The sequence below is a fragment of the Rhodobacter sp. P2_H5 genome (assembly GCF_056403335.1).
Map to the genome: position 1 here is coordinate 251,167 of NZ_JBFUFS010000006.1, position 15,712 is coordinate 266,878.

Genomic DNA, 15,712 nt, shown 5'->3' on the forward strand with positions numbered 1-15,712 from the left:
CAATATGACTTGAGCATCCATTCCGAAGCCAATACTGGCCCGGAGTCACAACGGATGCGTATCTTTGACATGAATCTCGAAAAAGTCAGAGAATGTTGCAACCCGCAGGGGCAGATGGTCATAGGGCGGATAATAAAGCGTCAACCAGATGTCCGGCGCGGCCCAGTCGGGCAAGATTTGCACCAGCCGGCCCGCGTTCAGCGCCTCCTCGACGATGAAGCGCGGCAGCAGGGTGATGCCCTCGTCCTGCTCGGCCAGCTTGGCCAGAAGATCGCCGTTGTTGGCGCTGAAGCCACCTTTCGCGGTGTGGCGGCGTTGGCTGGCGCCCTTCGACAGCTCCCATGTCTCTTCCCGCGCTTCGGAGCCATAGGACAGGCAGGGGTAATCGGGCAGGTCATCCGGGCTCGCCGGCGTGCCGTGGCGGAGCAGATAGGCCGGTGAGGCGACCAGCACCCGTGGCACCTTGCAGATTTTGCGCCAGACGGTGGATTTGTCCGACGGCGGGCCTGAGATGCGGATCGCCAGGTCGTAATCCTCTTCCACGATATCCACAAAGCCGTCCGACAGGGTCAGCGCCACCCGCGTCTGCGGATGCAGGGCGGCAAACTGCGACAGGACGGCGGGCAGGACCTTGATCCCCAGCGACATCGGCGCCGAGATCCGGATGAGGCCGGAGGTCAGGCCGTGCTGTTCCTGCGTATCGCTCGCCGCATCGGCCAGCCCGCGCGCAAGCGGCGCCACCCGCGCTGCATAGACCGCCCCGGCCGAGGTCAGCGAGACCTGACGCGTGGTCCGCAGCAGAAGTTGCACGCCCAGCCGATCCTCCAGCGCCGCGATGGTGCGGGTGACGGCGGCCGGGGTCATCGACAAAAGCCGCGCCGCGCCGGAAAAGCTGCGCTGCTCGGCCACGGCCAGAAAGGTGCGGATCGATTCAAGCTCTCCCATTCTGAATCATTACCTCCAGTGCAATAATATATGCAAGATTATGCTCATTCTGTTTTAGGTCGGCTTGCCCCATTTTCGGATGCAGAGAACGCGACAGGGCCAAGGGCCCGCCACAGAGCAAAAGGAACCAAGCCATGCTGACCCAGATCAAAGGCCTGCACCATGTCACCTCGATGGCGGCTGATGCACAACAAAACAACGATTTCTTCACCAAGACCCTCGGCCTGCGCCGGGTGAAAAAGACGGTGAACTTTGACGCGCCCGATGTCTACCACCTTTACTATGGCGACGAGGTTGGGACCCCCGGTTCGGTGATGACCTATTTCCCCTTCCCCCATATCGTCAAAGGCCGCCGTGGCGCTGGCGAAGTGGCCGAGACGGTGTTCTCAGTGCCGAAGGGCTCGCTCGGCTATTGGAAAGAGCGTCTTGAAGGCAAGGGCGTCGCCGGTCTGAAAGAGGGCGAGAGCTTTGGTGAAAAGCGCCTGCGCTTCTTTGGTCCGGACGGTGACGGGTTCGAGCTGACCGAGGTGGCCGATGACACGCGTGCCGCCTATGCCGGTGGCCCGGTGCCCTCGGCCGAAGGTGTGCACGGCTTCCACTCGGCCACGATGCGGCTGCGCGATGGCGGGGCCACGGGCGAGCTGCTGCAGTTCATGGGCTATGACAAGATCGACAAACAGGGCGACGTGACCCGCTATGGCATCAAGGGCAATGGCGCGGATTTCATTGATCTGGAGGTGCTGCCCGGCGCCGCCCCGGCGCGGCAAGGTGCTGGCTCGGTCCACCACATCGCCTTTGCGGTGGAAAACCGCGCCGCCCAGCTGGAGGTCCGCAAGGCCCTGCTGGATACCGGCTACCATGTCACCCCGGTGATCGATCGCGATTACTTCTGGGCGATCTACTTCCGGACGCCGGGCGGGGTTCTGTTCGAAGTGGCGACCAACGAGCCCGGCTTTGACCGTGACGAGGATACCGCCCACCTCGGCCAGGCGCTGAAACTGCCGACCCAGCACGCCCATCTGCGCGGTCAGCTGGAAAGCGTCCTGCAGCCGATCGTCGACTGAACCCATCCTTCCCTCAAGGCCTGCCGGAGCGACCGGCAGGCCGCCGCACAGGAGCATTTCCGATGTCCTCGACCCTTTATCCCCATCTCGCCAAAGACCCCGGCAAGGGCGAACCTCTGGTTTTCGCCTTCCACGGCACCGGTGGCGATGAACACCAGTTCTTCGGCCTGATCGAACAGATCCTGCCTGAGGCCGGCATCGTGTCGCCCCGCGGCGACGTGTCCGAACATGGCGCCAACCGCTTCTTCCGCCGCACCAGCGAAGGCGTTTACGACATGAAGGATCTGGCCGTCCGCACCGAAAAGATGGCGACCTTCATCCGCGCCCACAAGGCGGCCCATCCCGGCGCACCGGTCTATGCGCTGGGCTATTCCAACGGCGCGAATATCCTCGCCTCGGTGCTGTTGTCCGAACCGGGCCTGTTTGACCGCGCGGTTCTGATGCACCCGCTGGTGCCGTGGTCGCCCGAGGCGAACCCGGGCCTGAAGGATGTGCAGGTGCTGATCACCGCGGGCAAGCGCGACCCGATCTGCCCCTTGCCGCTGACCGAAACGCTGGCGCGTTTTCTGAAAGCGCAGGGCGCCAAGGTCGATCTGGTGCTGCACGAGGGGGGCCATGATGTCCGGCAGGAAGAACTGACCGCGATTGGCGCCTTCATGCGGACCTAAAAGCAGGTCAGGCCCTCAGCTCGGCGCGAGGGCCTGCCACAACAGCTTGATCGCCATGCCCGCCGAGGTCAGCACCAGAAGCGGCTTGATCAGCCGCGCCCCGATCCGCACGGCCAGCCGCGCGCCCAGTGAGGCGCCGGCGATCTGCGCCAGTGCCATCGCGAAGCCGATCCACCACCAGGTGGCGCCCGACAGCGAGAACACCAGAAACGACCCGACATTGGAGGCGAGGTTCAGCATCTTGGTATGCGCCGTCGCCTTCAACACGCCGTAACCTTGCAGCAAGACCAGCGCCAGCATCAGGAAAGACCCGGTACCGGGGCCGAAGAACCCGTCATAGGCCGCGATCAGCGGCACCGCGGTCAGGGCAAAGGCCAAGGCCGTCAACCGCGCCGGACGGGTCAGGTCGGTCAGGCCGGGCTTGAAGGCAAAGAACAGCGCGATCGCAATCAGGATCGGCGGCATGATCAGCCGCAAGACCCCGGCGGGCATCAGGCCCGCGATTAGCGCGCCCGCCGCACCGAAGACGAGGCTGACCAGAGCCATGCCCAGCTGCTCTTGCGGGCGGACCTGACCGGCTCTTGTGTAATGCCACACCGCGGTGCCCGCGCCGACCATGCCTTGCAGCTTGTTGGTGGCCAGGGCCTGCAGCGGCGAAGCACCCGCCAGAAGCAGTGCCGGTACGCTGAGAAGACCGCCGCCCCCGGCGATCGAATCGACAAAGCCGGCCAGAAAGCCCACGCCGATCAGGATCAGCGCCAGATGCGGCACGACCTCAAACAAGGTCAAACCGCCGATGCCGACGCCCCACGACCTGGCCGTTCTGCAGGGCAAACTCCGGCTCATGGCCGTATTCGACAAAGCCGATGCGGGCGTAATAGGCCAGACCCGGCACGTTGTCGGCGCGGATGCTGGCGATGATGGCGGTCACACCGGCCTGCCGCGCCATCTCGCGCGTCAGATCGAAAAGGCCGCCGCCGACGCCCTTGGCCTGAATGCCCGGTTTGACGAAGGTGCCGACATGCGCCTCGCCCTGCCAGAGGCCGATGGATTGCCAGCCGATGACCTGACCCGCCTCTTCGGCCACGATCGAGGTGATGACATCGGGCCCGTCGATGTAATGCTCTTGCACGGTGGCGGCGGTCTTTTGCGTCTCATGCGCGGTGGTGCCGCCGATCCTGATGATCTCGTTCAGGATATCGGTCATCGCCGTGGCATCTGCCGGCGTCGCGGGGCGGAAGATCATGCGGCGAAGTCTTCCCGGGCATAGCCTTGCAGATACAAAAGCGCCGTCAGATCGCCGTGGTTGATCCGCACCTCGCATTGGGCCGCGACAGAGGGCTTGGCATGCAGCGCCACCCCGGTGCCGGCCAGCCCGAGCATGCCCAGATCATTGGCCCCGTCGCCCACGGCAATCGCCTCGGACACGGAAAGACCCAGGCGGGCGGTGATCTGCTCCAGCGCCTCGACCTTGGCCTGCTTGCCTAGGATCGGCATGGCGACAGCACCGGTCAGCTGACCATCGGCAATCAGCAGCGTGTTGGCGCGGCTTTCGTCAAAGCCCAGAACCGCGGCGATCTTGGCAGTGAAGGCGGTGAAGCCGCCCGAGACGAGCGCGCAATAGGCGCCATGCGCTTTCATCGTGGCCAGAAGCGCCGGGCCGCCCGACATCAGTGTGATGCGGTCGCGGATCACGAGGTCGATCACGCTGGCGGAAAGACCTTTCAGCAAGCCGACCCGCTCTTTCAGCGCGGCCTCGAAATCCAGTTCGCCGTTCATCGCACGGGCGGTGATGGCGGCGACATGGGCGCCCACGCCGGCCTCGTCGGCCAGTTCGTCGATGCATTCCTGCTCGATCATGGTGGAATCCATGTCGGCAATCAGCATCCGCTTCCTGCGGCCCTCTTCGGGCTGGATCACCAGGTCGACGCCCAGGTCCTGCATCGCCTGCCAGACGTCCCAGCGGTTTTCCGGCATAGATTCGATGGCGAATTCGGCGGCCACACCGGGGTCGAGCCAGCGCGCATCGCTGCCACCCCAGGCGTTGCGCAGGCTTTCCACCGTCACACGCTCCAGCACCGGATGATCGGGATGGGTCAGTAGGGTTACGATCGGCATGGTCAGGGTCCCGGTCCGTTGCAAAGGCAGGCGAAAGCGCGGCTTTCGCGGTGCAGCGGGGGTTTACGCCGAATTCGCGCCCCGCGCCAGACGGGCGAAGGCAATCTGGGGCAGGCCCTCTGCCGATTGATCTGCCGGGGCCGGAGACGATCGCCCGGTCTCAGCGGCCCTTGCCGTTGCTGGCGCTTTTCCCGCCCATCTTGGCCGAGGAGAAACCCGCATCCACAGGTCTCGTCCCGGTCGGGTGGAAACCGCCGACGGCGGGTGCTGCGGGTTTGGTTCCCGCCGCCTTTCCCGCAGTCCCCGAAGGGCGAGCGGGCTTGGTCTTTGCCGATTTGGCCATGGAATTATCCTGGATAGGGCAGCGGCGGCGGCGGGTTCACCGCCACCGCCTGCCGCAGAAGAGGAGAGTTAGTGGCCATGCTCGGGCAGGGCCTTGACTTCGGCCTTGGTCAGGCGCGTCCGCCCATGGACCGCGCCGTCGTCGTCGCGCATGAAGACCATGCCGGTGACCGGCAGCATGACGGATTTCGCGCCGATGCCAAGAAAGCCGCCGACCTCGAAGACGATCTTGCTGTCCGGACCCATGCCATGCACATGGCTGACCTTGCCGATGGTCGCGTCCTCGGCGTCGTGGATCTCGGCGCCGACCAGGGTTTCGGGAACAAAATCAATCGCATCAATCACGACGTTGCTAGAGTGGTCCATTGGTTGGATCTCCTGAAATGAAAAGGGAGCCAGCCCGGGAGAGCTGGCTTGTCGGGGGCCAAGCGGCCCCGCTGTCGCAGGGTTTCCGGCGACCTGAGGCTGGTTACATCCGGCCAGTCAGCATCAAGACGACGATGATGATCAGGATGACACCCAGAACACCGATGCCGCTGTGGCCAAAGCCATAGCCGTAACCGCCGAAACGGCCGCTGAAGCCGCCCGCCAGAAAGATCACAAGCAAGATAATCAGAATTGTGCCGATGGACATAGTATTGATTTCCTTAATGAAACCAGACACCGCAACGATGCCCGGGCCGATCGTCACCTGGCAGGGCTTGCGCGCCCTGCCAGGTATTGCGCCTGTGCGGCGCTGTGCAAAAGGCTGCGCGAAGAGCGCGGCCCTGTCACTTTTCCTTCAGCGAGTCCTTCAGACCGCCGATGGCGTTCTGAACCTTGCCTTCGATTTGCTGGGCCTTGCCCTCGGTGGTCAGCTTGGCATCGCCAACGACCTTCCCGACGGTTTCCTTGATCTTCCCGGTGGCGACTTTGGCCGCTCCGGCGACGCGATCCTTGTCCATGCTGGTTCTCCAACTGAAGGGCCCTCATTTGGGCCTCATGTCAACAGCTAGCGCGCGAATTCCAAAGGGCTACGGGGCCGCATCACGATTTTATCGGGCACGGCGGGCTTCCGCCGGGTCGATGGCGGGGATCCGCCGCCCCGCCTCATTCGGCTGAAAATCGGGAGGAACCCAATTCGGGTGGCATTCGTTTGTCAGTACCGCCGCGCCATTGTGGCTACGGCCATTTGGAGGATTTTTGCATGTCCCGTTTTCTTCTGACCACCGCTTTTGCCAGCATGCTGCTTGCCGCGCCCGCCTTCGCCGAAGAGGCCAAGGTGTCCACTGTCGAAGTCAATATCGACATGGCCGCGATCACCAACCCGGCAGCCGGCCTGCGCTACACCCATATCGCCGACGACCTGACCAATGCGATCACCGCCCTTCTGGTTGGCCGGATCGACAAAGAGGGTGAAAAGATCAAGATCGACCTGAACGAGGCTCAGCTGAGCAATTCCTACACCGAGGCGACTGGCGCAGCCGACACCCGTCTGGAAGGCACCGTCAACGTGGCCAATGCCAATGACAGCGCCAACCTGGAAACCTACGGGCTGAAGGTCGACGTCAACCAGGCCAAGACCTACTTCCCCGCCGACGTCGACATGACGACGCTGAAAGCTTCCAGCGACGTGTATTACAAGGCGATGATTCAGGCTTTCGCCAAGGCCGTGGTTGACGGTCTGAAGTAAGCCATCAGGCGGATCTTTGTCCCCGCCTACCAAAAGGGCCGTCAGCTTCTGCTGGCGGCCCCTCTCTTTTGCGCCAGCGCCTGCAGCGTCGCCAGCATGTCGTCCAACCCGGCGCAAGGCAGCGCCCCCAGCGCCGCGATCTCGGCCGAGACATCGACCGGCAGGCCGGTGTTGGATTCTGCCGGAACCTCGTTCAGCTTGCCGCCGATCAGCACCGGCATCTCCACACCCCGCGCCTGCAAGGCCGCGAGCACCGCCCGCGCATAGCGGCGTGCGACGCCATTGTAGGTCGAAACCGCCAGCGCGTCGGCCCCCGACGCCAGGGCGCGGTCCACCAGAACCTCGGCATCGACCGAAACGCCACCGTCCAGCACCGTGACCCCGAGCCCGGTCAGGGCGCGTTCGACCAGATATTTGCCATGCTCGTGCACATCAGACGTGCCGACACAGACCTTCAGCCCCGCAGGCGCGATGCCGGCGGTATCGGTAGGCCGGGCCGCGACCCAATCCTTGGCCATATGATCCAGCTCGCGCGCCCATTCGGCCAGGATCTCGGGGCTGCGCCGCAGCTCGACCATCGGGCCGGGGCCAAAGGCCGCTTCCAGTCGGCGCGGGCCCATCCGGCGGATCGCGAGCATCAGCTGCGCGGCGTCCGTCGTATCGACCCCAAGCCCGCCCAATCCCGCCAGAACCGTCTCCGCAAAGCGCCGCCCGCCGGCCACCATTCGCGCCGCCATGGCCTCGACCACCGGCCAATCGACCAGGGCGCCATGCATCGGTGCGTGCTGGCCCAGCCTATGGGCGAAGGTCTGGGCGTCGATGATTTCGTCCACATCGGGGATGCGCTGGTTCTCGGTCACCGGCACCGGGTTGACTGCATGCCCGGTGGGCCAGCGCCCCAAGGCCATCATGTCGGGCAGAAGATAGCTTGCGAGGCTCGCGTAATTCCCCGCCTCGCTCGACTGGTAGCTGACGGTATTGCCGAAGATCATCGTCCCCGGCGTGGTGCTGACCGAGGCCAGCGCCGCATGAAAGGCCATCCGCGACAAAGGGTCCGAGAAGTGGTGGCCGTAGCAATGCGCCAGGGGGGCACCGATCAGCCCCTCGACGATGTGTTTCTCGATCAGCACCATGCCCAGGCTGCAGCACATGTCCTGAAACAGCCCGGCAAAGCCGTCATCCAGGTTGGAATGCACCAGAACCGCGCCCCCCTGTGCGGCGATCAGGCCAAGCGCCGTCACCGTCGCCTCGGTCGTGGCCACGTCGTCATCCCAGCCGGGCAAGCGGAAGGTGAAATATTGCCCGAGGTTGCCCAGCGCGGTCGCCCCGGCGGCAATCGCGGCCTTGGTGTTATCCAAAGCACCGGGCAGGCCCAGCATGAAGTCGCCAAAATGCATCGCGGCGGGCACGGCGCCGGTGATGCGTGCGAAATCCTCGGGCCCTGACAGCACAATCCCGGTGGCGCGTGACGCCGCGGCGCGCATCGCCTGCGGATAGCCCATCGACCAATCCAGCGTGATGCCGAACCGGTCCACCGTGACCCCGCGCGCCGCACAGGTGCCATGCACCTCGCGGATCGCCTCCAGCGTCCGGTCCACACTGCGAAAGCCGATATGGGCGTGCTGCATCACGCGGCCCGTGACACTGGCCTTGTACGCCGTTTCCGAGGCGAAACCGCTCGCCGCCATGAAGGCGCTGCGGCCCAGGGGCCAGTCGCGGGCCAGTGCCCGCCCCTCGGACAGAAGCGCCGCAGCGGGGCGCAGGCGCGCAGGAACGAGGGAGGGCAGATCTGGCAGGTCGTACATCTTGCACCTTCAAGGCTCGCAATGCCTCTGGACAGCCTAGCTCCGCCCGGCTTTCCTGCGCAAGCATGTCAGGAGGTTACCATGGTCACAGGCATCATCGGCGTGGGTCACTTGGGCAAGATCATGGTCGAGGCGCTTCTGGCCGCCGGACATGCACCGGAGAGCCTGCTTCTGTCGCCGCGTGGCAAGGCCGCTGATCTGGCCCAGCACCACGGGCTGACGCTTGGCGAGGACAACGCTTCAGTGGTGGCGCAGGCGGATCTGGTCATTTTGGCGGTGCGGCCCAAGGATGCGGTGGGCGCGATCACTGGTCTGCTGTGGCGCGCCGGGCAAAAGCTGGTCTCGGTCTGCGCCGGGGTTCTGGTCGGGCAACTTGCCGCCGTCCTGCCGCCGGGGGTGGCCGTCCACCGGGTGATGCCCCTGACCGCCGCCGCGCAAGCGGCCAGCCCCACCACGCTGTTCCCCGCCGATGCTGAAGTGGCAAGCCTGCTCGCGGCCTTCGGCCCGGTTCTCCCCTTGCGGTCTGAGGCCGAGTTCGAGACTGCTACGGTTTCGGCGGCCGTCTACGGCTGGGTGCAAAAGCTGGTGCAGCTGACCGCCGATTGGTCGGCCTCCCAGGGCTTGCCGCATGAAACCGCCCGCCAGCTTGCCGCCCTGACCACGGTCGCCGCGGGCCGCAACGTCGCCGACAGCCCCTTGAGCATGGAGGTGCTGCTTTCCGAACTCGTCACCCCCGGCGGGATCACAGAGCGCGGCCTGATCACCCTGCGGGAGGCCGGCGCCCTGCAGGCCTGGGAGCAGGCCTGCGACGCGGTCAAGGCCAAGCTGGCGGGCCGCTAGGCGCGCGCGTAAACCTCGGTTTCGGCCATGACAGAGCCGGTTTCCATCGGCCAGCGGATCAGCAGGATGGCCGGGTTCAGGTTGGTCTGCCCGGCACACAGCGCACCCAGACCCTGCAAATGGCTGCGCAGCACGCGCTGCTGCGGTGTCTGCGCGTGCGAGATCACCTCGACCAGGCAATCGGCGGGCCAGCCCGCTTCCATCATGCCCTTCTGCATCGCGGCAGCCCCCGCCACACCCATGTAACAGGCGAGCGTGGTGCCCGGCGCGGCACAGGCGCTCCAATCGGTCACATCGCCCTCACGCCGGTGGCCGGTGGCGAAAACCACGCGCTCGGTCACGCCGCGTTCGGTCAGGAAACTGTCGGCAGCGGCGGCGGCGGCGCAGGCCGCGGTGACGCCGGGCACGATATCCCAGGGAATGCCCGCTGCGGTCAGCGCCTCGGCCTCTTCGGCGCCACGGCCAAAGATCCCGGGATCGCCGCATTTCAGGCGCACGACCTTTTGCCCGGCCAAGGCGGCCTCGACCAAGGCCGCGTTGATCCTGTCCTGCGGGACGCTGTGATGCCCCGGCGCCTTGCCGACCGAGACGCATTTTGCGCCATGTTTGGCATGTTTCAGCAGTTCTCGATCGGCAAGTCGGTCGTAAAAGATCACATCCGCCGCAGACAGCGCCCGCATCCCGCGCAGGGTGATCAGATCAGCCGAGCCCGGTCCGGCGCCGAGCAGGGTGACCTTGCCCTGCGCCCGGTCCGCCCGCGCCTTGCGCTGCGGCAGGGCGGGCAGGATCAACTCTTCGCACCACTGGCGAAAGGCGGTCAGCAGGCCAAGGACGGGAGCAGGAGCGGTGCGGATCATTCGGCGGCCTCCTTAAGACGGGATGGGACGAGCAGGGCGCTCAGTTCCGGGCGGCACGACCCGCAGGAGGTGCCGGCCCCCAGCAGCGTGCCGATTTCGGCGACCGAGCGGGCCTCACCAGAGCCTATCGCCGCCAAAATCGTGTTCCGCCCGACAGAAAGGCAGGCGCAGACGATCGGGCCCGGATCGGGCTGATCGGCGCCCGGCGCACCGGCCAGCACCTGCTTGGGCGCCTTGGCCGCAATCTGGGCGGCCAGATGGTCGCGCGACAAGGCCACCGGGGCGGGCCCAGCGAACAGCGCGGCAATCAGGCGGTCGCCGTCATGAAAGGCCAGTCGGATCAGCCCCTTGGCGCGGTCTTCGACCATCGAAGGTTCAACCTCGGGCAGGCCGAACAGAGCCTTGGCATGGGCGATCCAGTTGGAAGGGGTCTGCAGTCCGGCCAGTTCCACCCGCCAGCCGCCGGCGATCCGGGTTTTGGCCCAGTATTCGGCTTCAGGCTCCAACGCGCCGGCGCTGACGGCAAAGCCATACCAGGCGGCGTCGTAGCGGCTGACGTTGACCGCCGCCGCCTTGCTTTCCGGCTGGCCAGAGATCGGGTCGACCAGACCGGGCACCAGCGTGTCAATCCGGGCCTGCGATGCCAACTCTCCCGTCCAATGCATGGGCGCGAAGACTTCGCCCGGGGCGGCCTTGTCGGTGACAAGCGCGCGCAGGATCGCCGTGCCATGGGCATTCGAGACCCGCACCAGATCGGCCGGCGCGATGCCGAGGCGGGCGGCATCACTGGGGTGCAGCTCGACAAAGGGTTCGGCAAGGTGCTGGCCCAGACGCGGCGATTTCGCCGTGCGGGTCATCGTGTGCCACTGGTCGCGGATGCGCCCGGTGTTGAGCCGAAAGGGTGCTGCGGCGGGCAGGGCCCCGGGCAGGCGCGGCGTGATCGGCAGCATCCGGGCGCGGCCGTCGGCGGTGTGGAACTTGCCCGCACCGAAGAAACGCCCGCCCTTTTTCCGGGCGTTTTGCGGCCAGGTAAAAGGCTCTAACACCGCATAACCGGAGGCATTCAGCCCGCTCAGATCCGAGATGTCGAAGTCGCTGCCAAGGCCACCGGCCACGCCCGACAGGGCGGCATATTCGGCGAAGATCGCGGCGGCGTCCGGCCAGGAGAAGGCCGTTTTCCAGCCCATGCGGCGCCCGACCTCGGCCAGGATGCGCCAGTCGTCACGCGTCTGACCGGGGGCGGGCAGGGTCCGGCGCTGGCGGCTGATCGTGCGGTCGGAATTGGTGACGGTGCCCTCTTTCTCGCCCCAGGCGGTGGCGGGCAAAAGCACATGGGCCAGGCGCGCGGTATCGGTTGCCGCCGTCACATCCTGCACCACGACGAAGGGACAGGCGCGCAGGGCTGCGGCCACCGCATCGGCATCGGGCATCGAGACGACGGGGTTGGTGTGGATGATCCAGATCGCCTTGATCTTGCCCTGCGCCACGGCGCGGAACATGTCCACGGCCTTCAGCCCGGGCTTGTCCGCCATCGCCGGGCTGGCCCAGAAGCCCTGCACGGCAGCACGGTGGGCGGGATTCTCGATCTCCAGGTGGCAGGCGAGCATGTTGGCCATGCCGCCGACCTCGCGCCCGCCCATCGCATTGGGCTGGCCGGTGACCGAGAAGGGCCCCATGCCGGGCCGCCCGATCCGCCCGGTGGCGAGGTGGCAGTTCAGGATCGCATTGACCTTGTCGGTGCCCGAGGCGGACTGGTTGATGCCCTGGGAATAGACGGTGACGACCTTCTCCGTCTCCACCCACATCTGGCAGAACAGGGCGAGGTCGGCGGGGGCGAGGCCGGTCATCGTGGGGTCGGTGGCGAGGGCGGCCGTGATCGCGTCCTCCAGCCCGGTGACATGGGGCAAGAAATCGGGGTTGACCGCCCCGGCGTCGGCAATCGCCAGCAGCAGGGCGTTGAAAAGGGCGGCATCCGCGCCGGGGGCAATCGCCAGGTGCAGGTCTGCGATGTCGCAGGTCGCGGTCCGGCGCGGGTCGATCACCACGACCTTCATTTGGGGCCGCGCCGCCTTGGCTGCGGCCAAGCGCTGATACAGGACCGGATGGCACCAGGCGAGGTTAGAGCCTGTCAGCACCACCAGATCGGCCAGTTCCAGATCTTCGTAAAGCCCCGGCACGGTGTCGGTGCCGAAGGCGCGGCGGTGCCCCGCCACCGAAGAGGCCATGCAAAGCCGCGAGTTGGTGTCGATATTGGCCGTCCCGATGAAGCCCTTCATCAGCTTGTTGGCGACATAGTAATCTTCGGTCAGCAACTGGCCCGAGACGTAAAGCGCCACCGATTCCGGCCCATGGTCCGCGATCACCTTCTGAAACTGGCTCGCCACCAGGGTCAAAGCCTCGTCCCAGCCCGCCTCGCGGCCGTAGACGCGCGGGGTCAGAAGGCGGTCGTCCAGGCCGAGCGTCTCGCCCAAAGCCGTGCCCTTGGAGCAGAGACGCCCCTTGTTGGCCGGATGGTCGGGGTCGCCCTTGATGGCGAGCCCGCCCTTGCCGTCTGGTGTTGCCAGCACCCCGCAGCCGACGCCGCAATAGGGGCAGGTCGTCTTGATCGGGGTGCCGGGCGTCATGCGGCCACCCGTTTCGCCAGACGGGCGGTGTCGAGCATCAGGCGCCCGGCCTCGACCTTCAGCGGGTAGGTCGCAACCTCGCCCTCGTCGGCGCCCTGCGCCATCCCGGTTTCCAGCGAGAAGACCCAGGAATGCAGCGGGCAGGTGACGGAAGTGCCATGCACGATGCCCTCCGACAGCGGCCCGCCCTTGTGGGGGCAGGTGTCGTCGATGGCAAAGACCTCATCCGCGGCGGTGCGGAACACCGCCACGCAGCCCGCCGCCGTCTTCACCACCCGTGCGCCCTGGCGTGGAATGTCGTCCAGCGCCCCAATATCCAGCCAGCTCATTCCGCAGCCTCCAGTGACAGGTCGGTGAGAGCGGCCCATTTGGCCCGCTCGGCAGGTTTGGCATGTTCGGCCCAGGGATCGACTTGGTAGATCGACTGGCTGACCATGAAGCGGTCGTAGAGGGCCTTGCGGTTCTCCGTGTCGGCAACCTGTTCCTGGCACCATTCCAGCCCGACCTTGTCGACCCATTTGTAGATGCGGTGCAGGTAGCGGGCGTTTTCGCGGTAGAGCTGGACGAAGGCTGCGACGACCTCCATCACCTCGGCCTCGGTCGTGGCCTTGCAAAGCGGGATGGTCTCGCGCACGTCCATCCCGGCGGCACCGGCAACGCTGATCTCGTAGCCGCTATCCACACAGACGATGCCGACATCCTTGCAGGTCGCCTCGGCGCAGTTCCTCGGGCAGCCCGAGACGCCAAGTTTCACCTTGGCCGGTGTCCAGGAGCCCCAGAGCATCTTTTCCAGCTTGATGCCAAGGCCGGTCGAGTCCTGCGTGCCAAAGCGGCAGAAGTCGGAACCGACGCAGGTTTTCACCGTCCGCAGACCCTTGGAATAAGCGTGGCCAGAGACCATGCCTGCATCGTTCAGATCAGCCCAGATCGCCGGAAGATCCTCTTTCTTCACGCCCAGAAGGTCGATGCGCTGACCGCCGGTGACCTTGACCATCGGCACCTTGTACTTGTCGGCGGCATCGGCAATCGCGCGCAACTCGTCCGGCGTGGTCACCCCGCCCCACATCCGCGGCACGACGGAATAGGTGCCGTCCTTCTGGATGTTGGCGTGGTTGCGCTCGTTGACAAAGCGGCTCTGGCGGTCGTCCTGATAGTCCAGCGGCCAGTCCGACAGAAGGTAATAGTTCAGCGCCGGCCTGCAGGAGGCGCAGCCGCCGACCGTCTTCCAGCCCAATTCCTGCATCACCGCCGGAATGGATTTCAGGCTTTGCGACTTGATATAGCGCCGCACATCTTCATGCGTGTGGTCGGTGCATTTGCACATCGGCGGATTGGCATTGGCTTTGAAGCTGTCGCCGAGCGTCAGCGCCATGACCTGTTCCACGAGGCCAGTGCAGGTGCCGCAGGAGGAGCTTGCCTTGGTCTGCGCCCGCACGAGGTCCAGCGTGGTGGCGCCGCCCTGGATGGCCGTTACAATCTTGCCCTTGCAGACGCCGTTGCAGCCGCAAATCTCCGCCTCAGGCGGCAAGGCTGCAACGGCCGCCAGAGGGTCCGATGTGGCACCCCCCTGGAAGGCCGGCCCAAAGATCAGCGTGTCGCGCATGGCCGAGATGTCGGTGCCATCCTTGATCAGGCCGAAGAACCAGCTGCCATCCGCGGTGTCGCCATACATGACGGCGCCGAGGAGTTTGTCGCCCTCGATGACCAGCCGCTTGTAGATGCCGCGACCGGGATCGCGGAACACGATATCCTCACGCCCCGGCCCTTCGGCGAAATCGCCGGCAGAGAAGAGGTCGACGCCGGTCACCTTCAGCTTGGTGGCGGTCTGCACCGGACGGAAGGTCGCAGCCTCGCCCGCCAGGGTCTGGGCCAGCACCTTGGCCTGGTCGTACAGCGGGGCCACGAGGCCGAAGAGCTGCTTGTTGTGTTCGACGCATTCGCCAACGGCGAAGATCGCAGGGTCAGAGGTGCGCATCTGGTCGTCGACCACGATGCCACGGCCCACCTCCAGATGCGCGTCATTGGCCAGACGCACCTCGGGGCGGATGCCCACGGCCATGCAGACCAGATCGGCGGGATAGATCGTGCCGTCTTCCAAGAGCACCGCCTCGACCGCCTCATGGCCGAGAATGGCCTTGGTCGAGCCTTTGCAATGCACCTTGATGCCGCGGCGTTCGAGGTCCTTTTGCAAAAGATAGCCCGCCGCCGGGTCGAGTTGGCGTTCCATCAGATGGCCGGCGAGGTGGATGACGGTGACCTCCATCCCGCGCAGGCGCAGGCCGGCGGCGGCTTCCAGCCCCAGAAGGCCGCCACCGATCACCACGGCCTTGGCCTCGGCTTTGCCGCAGGCTGCGATCATCTTGTAGGTGTCGTCGAGGTCGCGGTAGGCGGTGACCTGCGGCAGGTCCTTGCCCTGCACCGGCACGATGAAGGGGGCCGAGCCGGTGGCGATCACCAGCTTGTCATAGGGCGTCTCGCCCTTGGCGGTGTGGATGGTCTTGGCGGCACGGTCGATGCCGGTGACCGCCTCGCCAAAGCGGCAGGTGATGCCGTGGGCTTCGTACCAGGCGGCGTCGTGGGTGACGATCTCCTCATAGGTCTTTTCGCCCGACAGGACGGGCGACAGCATGATGCGGTTGTAATTGCCCCGCGGTTCCGCGCCGAAGAGGGTGATCTCGTAAGCCCCCTTTGCCAGGACCAGCAGGTTTTCCAACATGCGGCCCGAGGCCATGCCAGCGCCGATGACGACCAGTTTTTCAGTCGATTTCTTTTCCACG

The 15,712-nt window shown here is 65.8% G+C and carries 17 protein-coding genes; 4 read left to right on the forward strand and 13 right to left on the reverse strand.

Annotation, left to right across the window (positions count from 1 at the left end):
* Positions 1–45: 45 nt before the first annotated feature.
* The gene (locus AC1DVR_RS10785; RefSeq protein WP_478000568.1) at positions 46–945 is read right to left on the reverse strand and encodes a LysR family transcriptional regulator; all 900 of its coding nucleotides are present in this window, start codon (positions 943–945) and stop codon (positions 46–48) included.
* Positions 946–1,079: 134 nt separating this feature from the next.
* Here AC1DVR_RS10785 and AC1DVR_RS10790 point away from each other — a divergent pair, with 134 nt between their 5' ends.
* Together AC1DVR_RS10790 and AC1DVR_RS10795 are read left to right on the forward strand one after the other, a co-directional pair.
* Complete coding sequence (locus AC1DVR_RS10790) at positions 1,080–2,009, forward strand: VOC family protein (RefSeq protein WP_478000569.1); 930 nt, start codon at positions 1,080–1,082, stop codon at positions 2,007–2,009.
* A 62-nt stretch (positions 2,010–2,071) separates the two neighbouring features.
* Entirely contained in the window at positions 2,072–2,677 is a 606-nt protein-coding gene (locus tag AC1DVR_RS10795; RefSeq protein WP_478000570.1) for an alpha/beta hydrolase, read from the forward strand.
* A gap of 15 nt (positions 2,678–2,692) precedes the next feature.
* Here AC1DVR_RS10795 and AC1DVR_RS10800 read toward each other — a convergent pair whose 3' ends face one another.
* From AC1DVR_RS10800 to AC1DVR_RS10830, 7 genes are all read right to left on the reverse strand, one after another.
* A complete protein-coding gene (locus AC1DVR_RS10800; protein ID WP_478000667.1) occupies positions 2,693–3,460 on the reverse strand; it encodes a TSUP family transporter in 768 nt (255 codons plus the stop codon).
* Positions 3,453–3,923 carry an N-acetyltransferase family protein gene (locus tag AC1DVR_RS10805; RefSeq protein ID WP_478000571.1) on the reverse strand — a complete coding sequence of 157 codons (471 nt, stop codon included), beginning with the start codon at positions 3,921–3,923 and terminating at the stop codon, positions 3,453–3,455. The genes AC1DVR_RS10800 and AC1DVR_RS10805 overlap by 8 nt, the downstream gene beginning before the upstream one ends.
* Positions 3,920–4,795, reverse strand: a complete 876-nt coding sequence (gene serB / locus AC1DVR_RS10810; RefSeq protein WP_478000572.1) for a phosphoserine phosphatase SerB — start codon at positions 4,793–4,795, stop codon at positions 3,920–3,922. Before serB ends, AC1DVR_RS10805 begins: the two co-directional genes overlap by 4 nt.
* 160 nt (positions 4,796–4,955) lie before the next feature.
* Positions 4,956–5,138, reverse strand: coding sequence for a hypothetical protein (locus AC1DVR_RS10815; RefSeq protein WP_478000573.1), 183 nt, complete (start codon positions 5,136–5,138; stop codon positions 4,956–4,958).
* A 68-nt stretch (positions 5,139–5,206) separates the two neighbouring features.
* Positions 5,207–5,503, reverse strand: coding sequence for a PRC-barrel domain containing protein (locus AC1DVR_RS10820; protein ID WP_478000574.1), 297 nt, complete (start codon positions 5,501–5,503; stop codon positions 5,207–5,209).
* A gap of 103 nt (positions 5,504–5,606) precedes the next feature.
* Entirely contained in the window at positions 5,607–5,771 is a 165-nt protein-coding gene (locus tag AC1DVR_RS10825) for a DUF3309 family protein (protein WP_478000575.1), read from the reverse strand.
* Between the two features lie 136 nt (positions 5,772–5,907).
* Positions 5,908–6,081 (reverse strand): CsbD family protein, encoded by a 174-nt coding sequence (locus AC1DVR_RS10830; RefSeq protein WP_478000576.1) that lies wholly within the window; start codon positions 6,079–6,081, stop codon positions 5,908–5,910.
* Between the two features lie 242 nt (positions 6,082–6,323).
* Between AC1DVR_RS10830 and AC1DVR_RS10835 the strand changes: the two genes are divergently transcribed.
* Positions 6,324–6,809 (forward strand): hypothetical protein, encoded by a 486-nt coding sequence (locus AC1DVR_RS10835; protein WP_478000577.1) that lies wholly within the window; start codon positions 6,324–6,326, stop codon positions 6,807–6,809.
* Between the two features lie 41 nt (positions 6,810–6,850).
* Here the strand turns inward: AC1DVR_RS10835 and AC1DVR_RS10840 are convergent, their stop codons facing one another.
* Positions 6,851–8,614 carry a hypothetical protein gene (locus tag AC1DVR_RS10840; protein ID WP_478000578.1) on the reverse strand — a complete coding sequence of 588 codons (1,764 nt, stop codon included), beginning with the start codon at positions 8,612–8,614 and terminating at the stop codon, positions 6,851–6,853.
* A gap of 81 nt (positions 8,615–8,695) precedes the next feature.
* On the opposite strand from AC1DVR_RS10840, the gene AC1DVR_RS10845 reads away from it, so the two are divergent.
* Positions 8,696–9,454 carry a pyrroline-5-carboxylate reductase family protein gene (locus AC1DVR_RS10845; protein WP_478000579.1) on the forward strand — a complete coding sequence of 253 codons (759 nt, stop codon included), beginning with the start codon at positions 8,696–8,698 and terminating at the stop codon, positions 9,452–9,454.
* Here AC1DVR_RS10845 and cobA read toward each other — a convergent pair.
* From cobA to nirB, 4 genes are read right to left on the reverse strand one after another with little or no spacing between them, the layout of a single operon-like run.
* Positions 9,451–10,311, reverse strand: coding sequence for a uroporphyrinogen-III C-methyltransferase (cobA, locus tag AC1DVR_RS10850; protein WP_478000580.1), 861 nt, complete (start codon positions 10,309–10,311; stop codon positions 9,451–9,453). The two genes, AC1DVR_RS10845 and cobA, sit on opposite strands and share 4 nt — an antisense overlap.
* A complete protein-coding gene (locus AC1DVR_RS10855; protein WP_478000581.1) occupies positions 10,308–12,935 on the reverse strand; it encodes a molybdopterin-dependent oxidoreductase in 2,628 nt (875 codons plus the stop codon). Before AC1DVR_RS10855 ends, cobA begins: the two co-directional genes overlap by 4 nt.
* Entirely contained in the window at positions 12,932–13,264 is a 333-nt protein-coding gene (nirD, locus tag AC1DVR_RS10860) for a nitrite reductase small subunit NirD (RefSeq protein ID WP_478000582.1), read from the reverse strand. Before nirD ends, AC1DVR_RS10855 begins: the two co-directional genes overlap by 4 nt.
* The gene (nirB, locus tag AC1DVR_RS10865; RefSeq protein WP_478000583.1) at positions 13,261–15,711 is read right to left on the reverse strand and encodes a nitrite reductase large subunit NirB; all 2,451 of its coding nucleotides are present in this window, start codon (positions 15,709–15,711) and stop codon (positions 13,261–13,263) included. Before nirB ends, nirD begins: the two co-directional genes overlap by 4 nt.
* Between the last annotated feature and the right edge of the window lies 1 nt (position 15,712).

Bases quoted from the DNA above. Each gene is read 5' to 3' on its own strand.
- AC1DVR_RS10795 (WP_478000570.1), top strand. From the start codon at position 2,072: ATGTCCTCGACCCTTTATCCCCATCTCGCCAAAGACCCCGGCAAGGGC.
- AC1DVR_RS10820 (WP_478000574.1), bottom strand. From the start codon at position 5,503: ATGGACCACTCTAGCAACGTCGTGATTGATGCGATTGATTTTGTTCCC.
- nirD (WP_478000582.1), bottom strand. From the start codon at position 13,264: ATGAGCTGGCTGGATATTGGGGCGCTGGACGACATTCCACGCCAGGGC.
- AC1DVR_RS10790 (WP_478000569.1), top strand. From the start codon at position 1,080: ATGCTGACCCAGATCAAAGGCCTGCACCATGTCACCTCGATGGCGGCT.
- AC1DVR_RS10825 (WP_478000575.1), bottom strand. From the start codon at position 5,771: ATGTCCATCGGCACAATTCTGATTATCTTGCTTGTGATCTTTCTGGCG.
- AC1DVR_RS10840 (WP_478000578.1), bottom strand. From the start codon at position 8,614: ATGTACGACCTGCCAGATCTGCCCTCCCTCGTTCCTGCGCGCCTGCGC.
- cobA (WP_478000580.1), bottom strand. From the start codon at position 10,311: ATGATCCGCACCGCTCCTGCTCCCGTCCTTGGCCTGCTGACCGCCTTT.
- AC1DVR_RS10835 (WP_478000577.1), top strand. From the start codon at position 6,324: ATGTCCCGTTTTCTTCTGACCACCGCTTTTGCCAGCATGCTGCTTGCC.
- AC1DVR_RS10805 (WP_478000571.1), bottom strand. From the start codon at position 3,923: ATGATCTTCCGCCCCGCGACGCCGGCAGATGCCACGGCGATGACCGAT.
- AC1DVR_RS10785 (WP_478000568.1), bottom strand. From the start codon at position 945: ATGGGAGAGCTTGAATCGATCCGCACCTTTCTGGCCGTGGCCGAGCAG.
- AC1DVR_RS10830 (WP_478000576.1), bottom strand. From the start codon at position 6,081: ATGGACAAGGATCGCGTCGCCGGAGCGGCCAAAGTCGCCACCGGGAAG.
- AC1DVR_RS10815 (WP_478000573.1), bottom strand. From the start codon at position 5,138: ATGGCCAAATCGGCAAAGACCAAGCCCGCTCGCCCTTCGGGGACTGCG.
- AC1DVR_RS10845 (WP_478000579.1), top strand. From the start codon at position 8,696: ATGGTCACAGGCATCATCGGCGTGGGTCACTTGGGCAAGATCATGGTC.
- serB (WP_478000572.1), bottom strand. From the start codon at position 4,795: ATGCCGATCGTAACCCTACTGACCCATCCCGATCATCCGGTGCTGGAG.
- AC1DVR_RS10855 (WP_478000581.1), bottom strand. From the start codon at position 12,935: ATGACGCCCGGCACCCCGATCAAGACGACCTGCCCCTATTGCGGCGTC.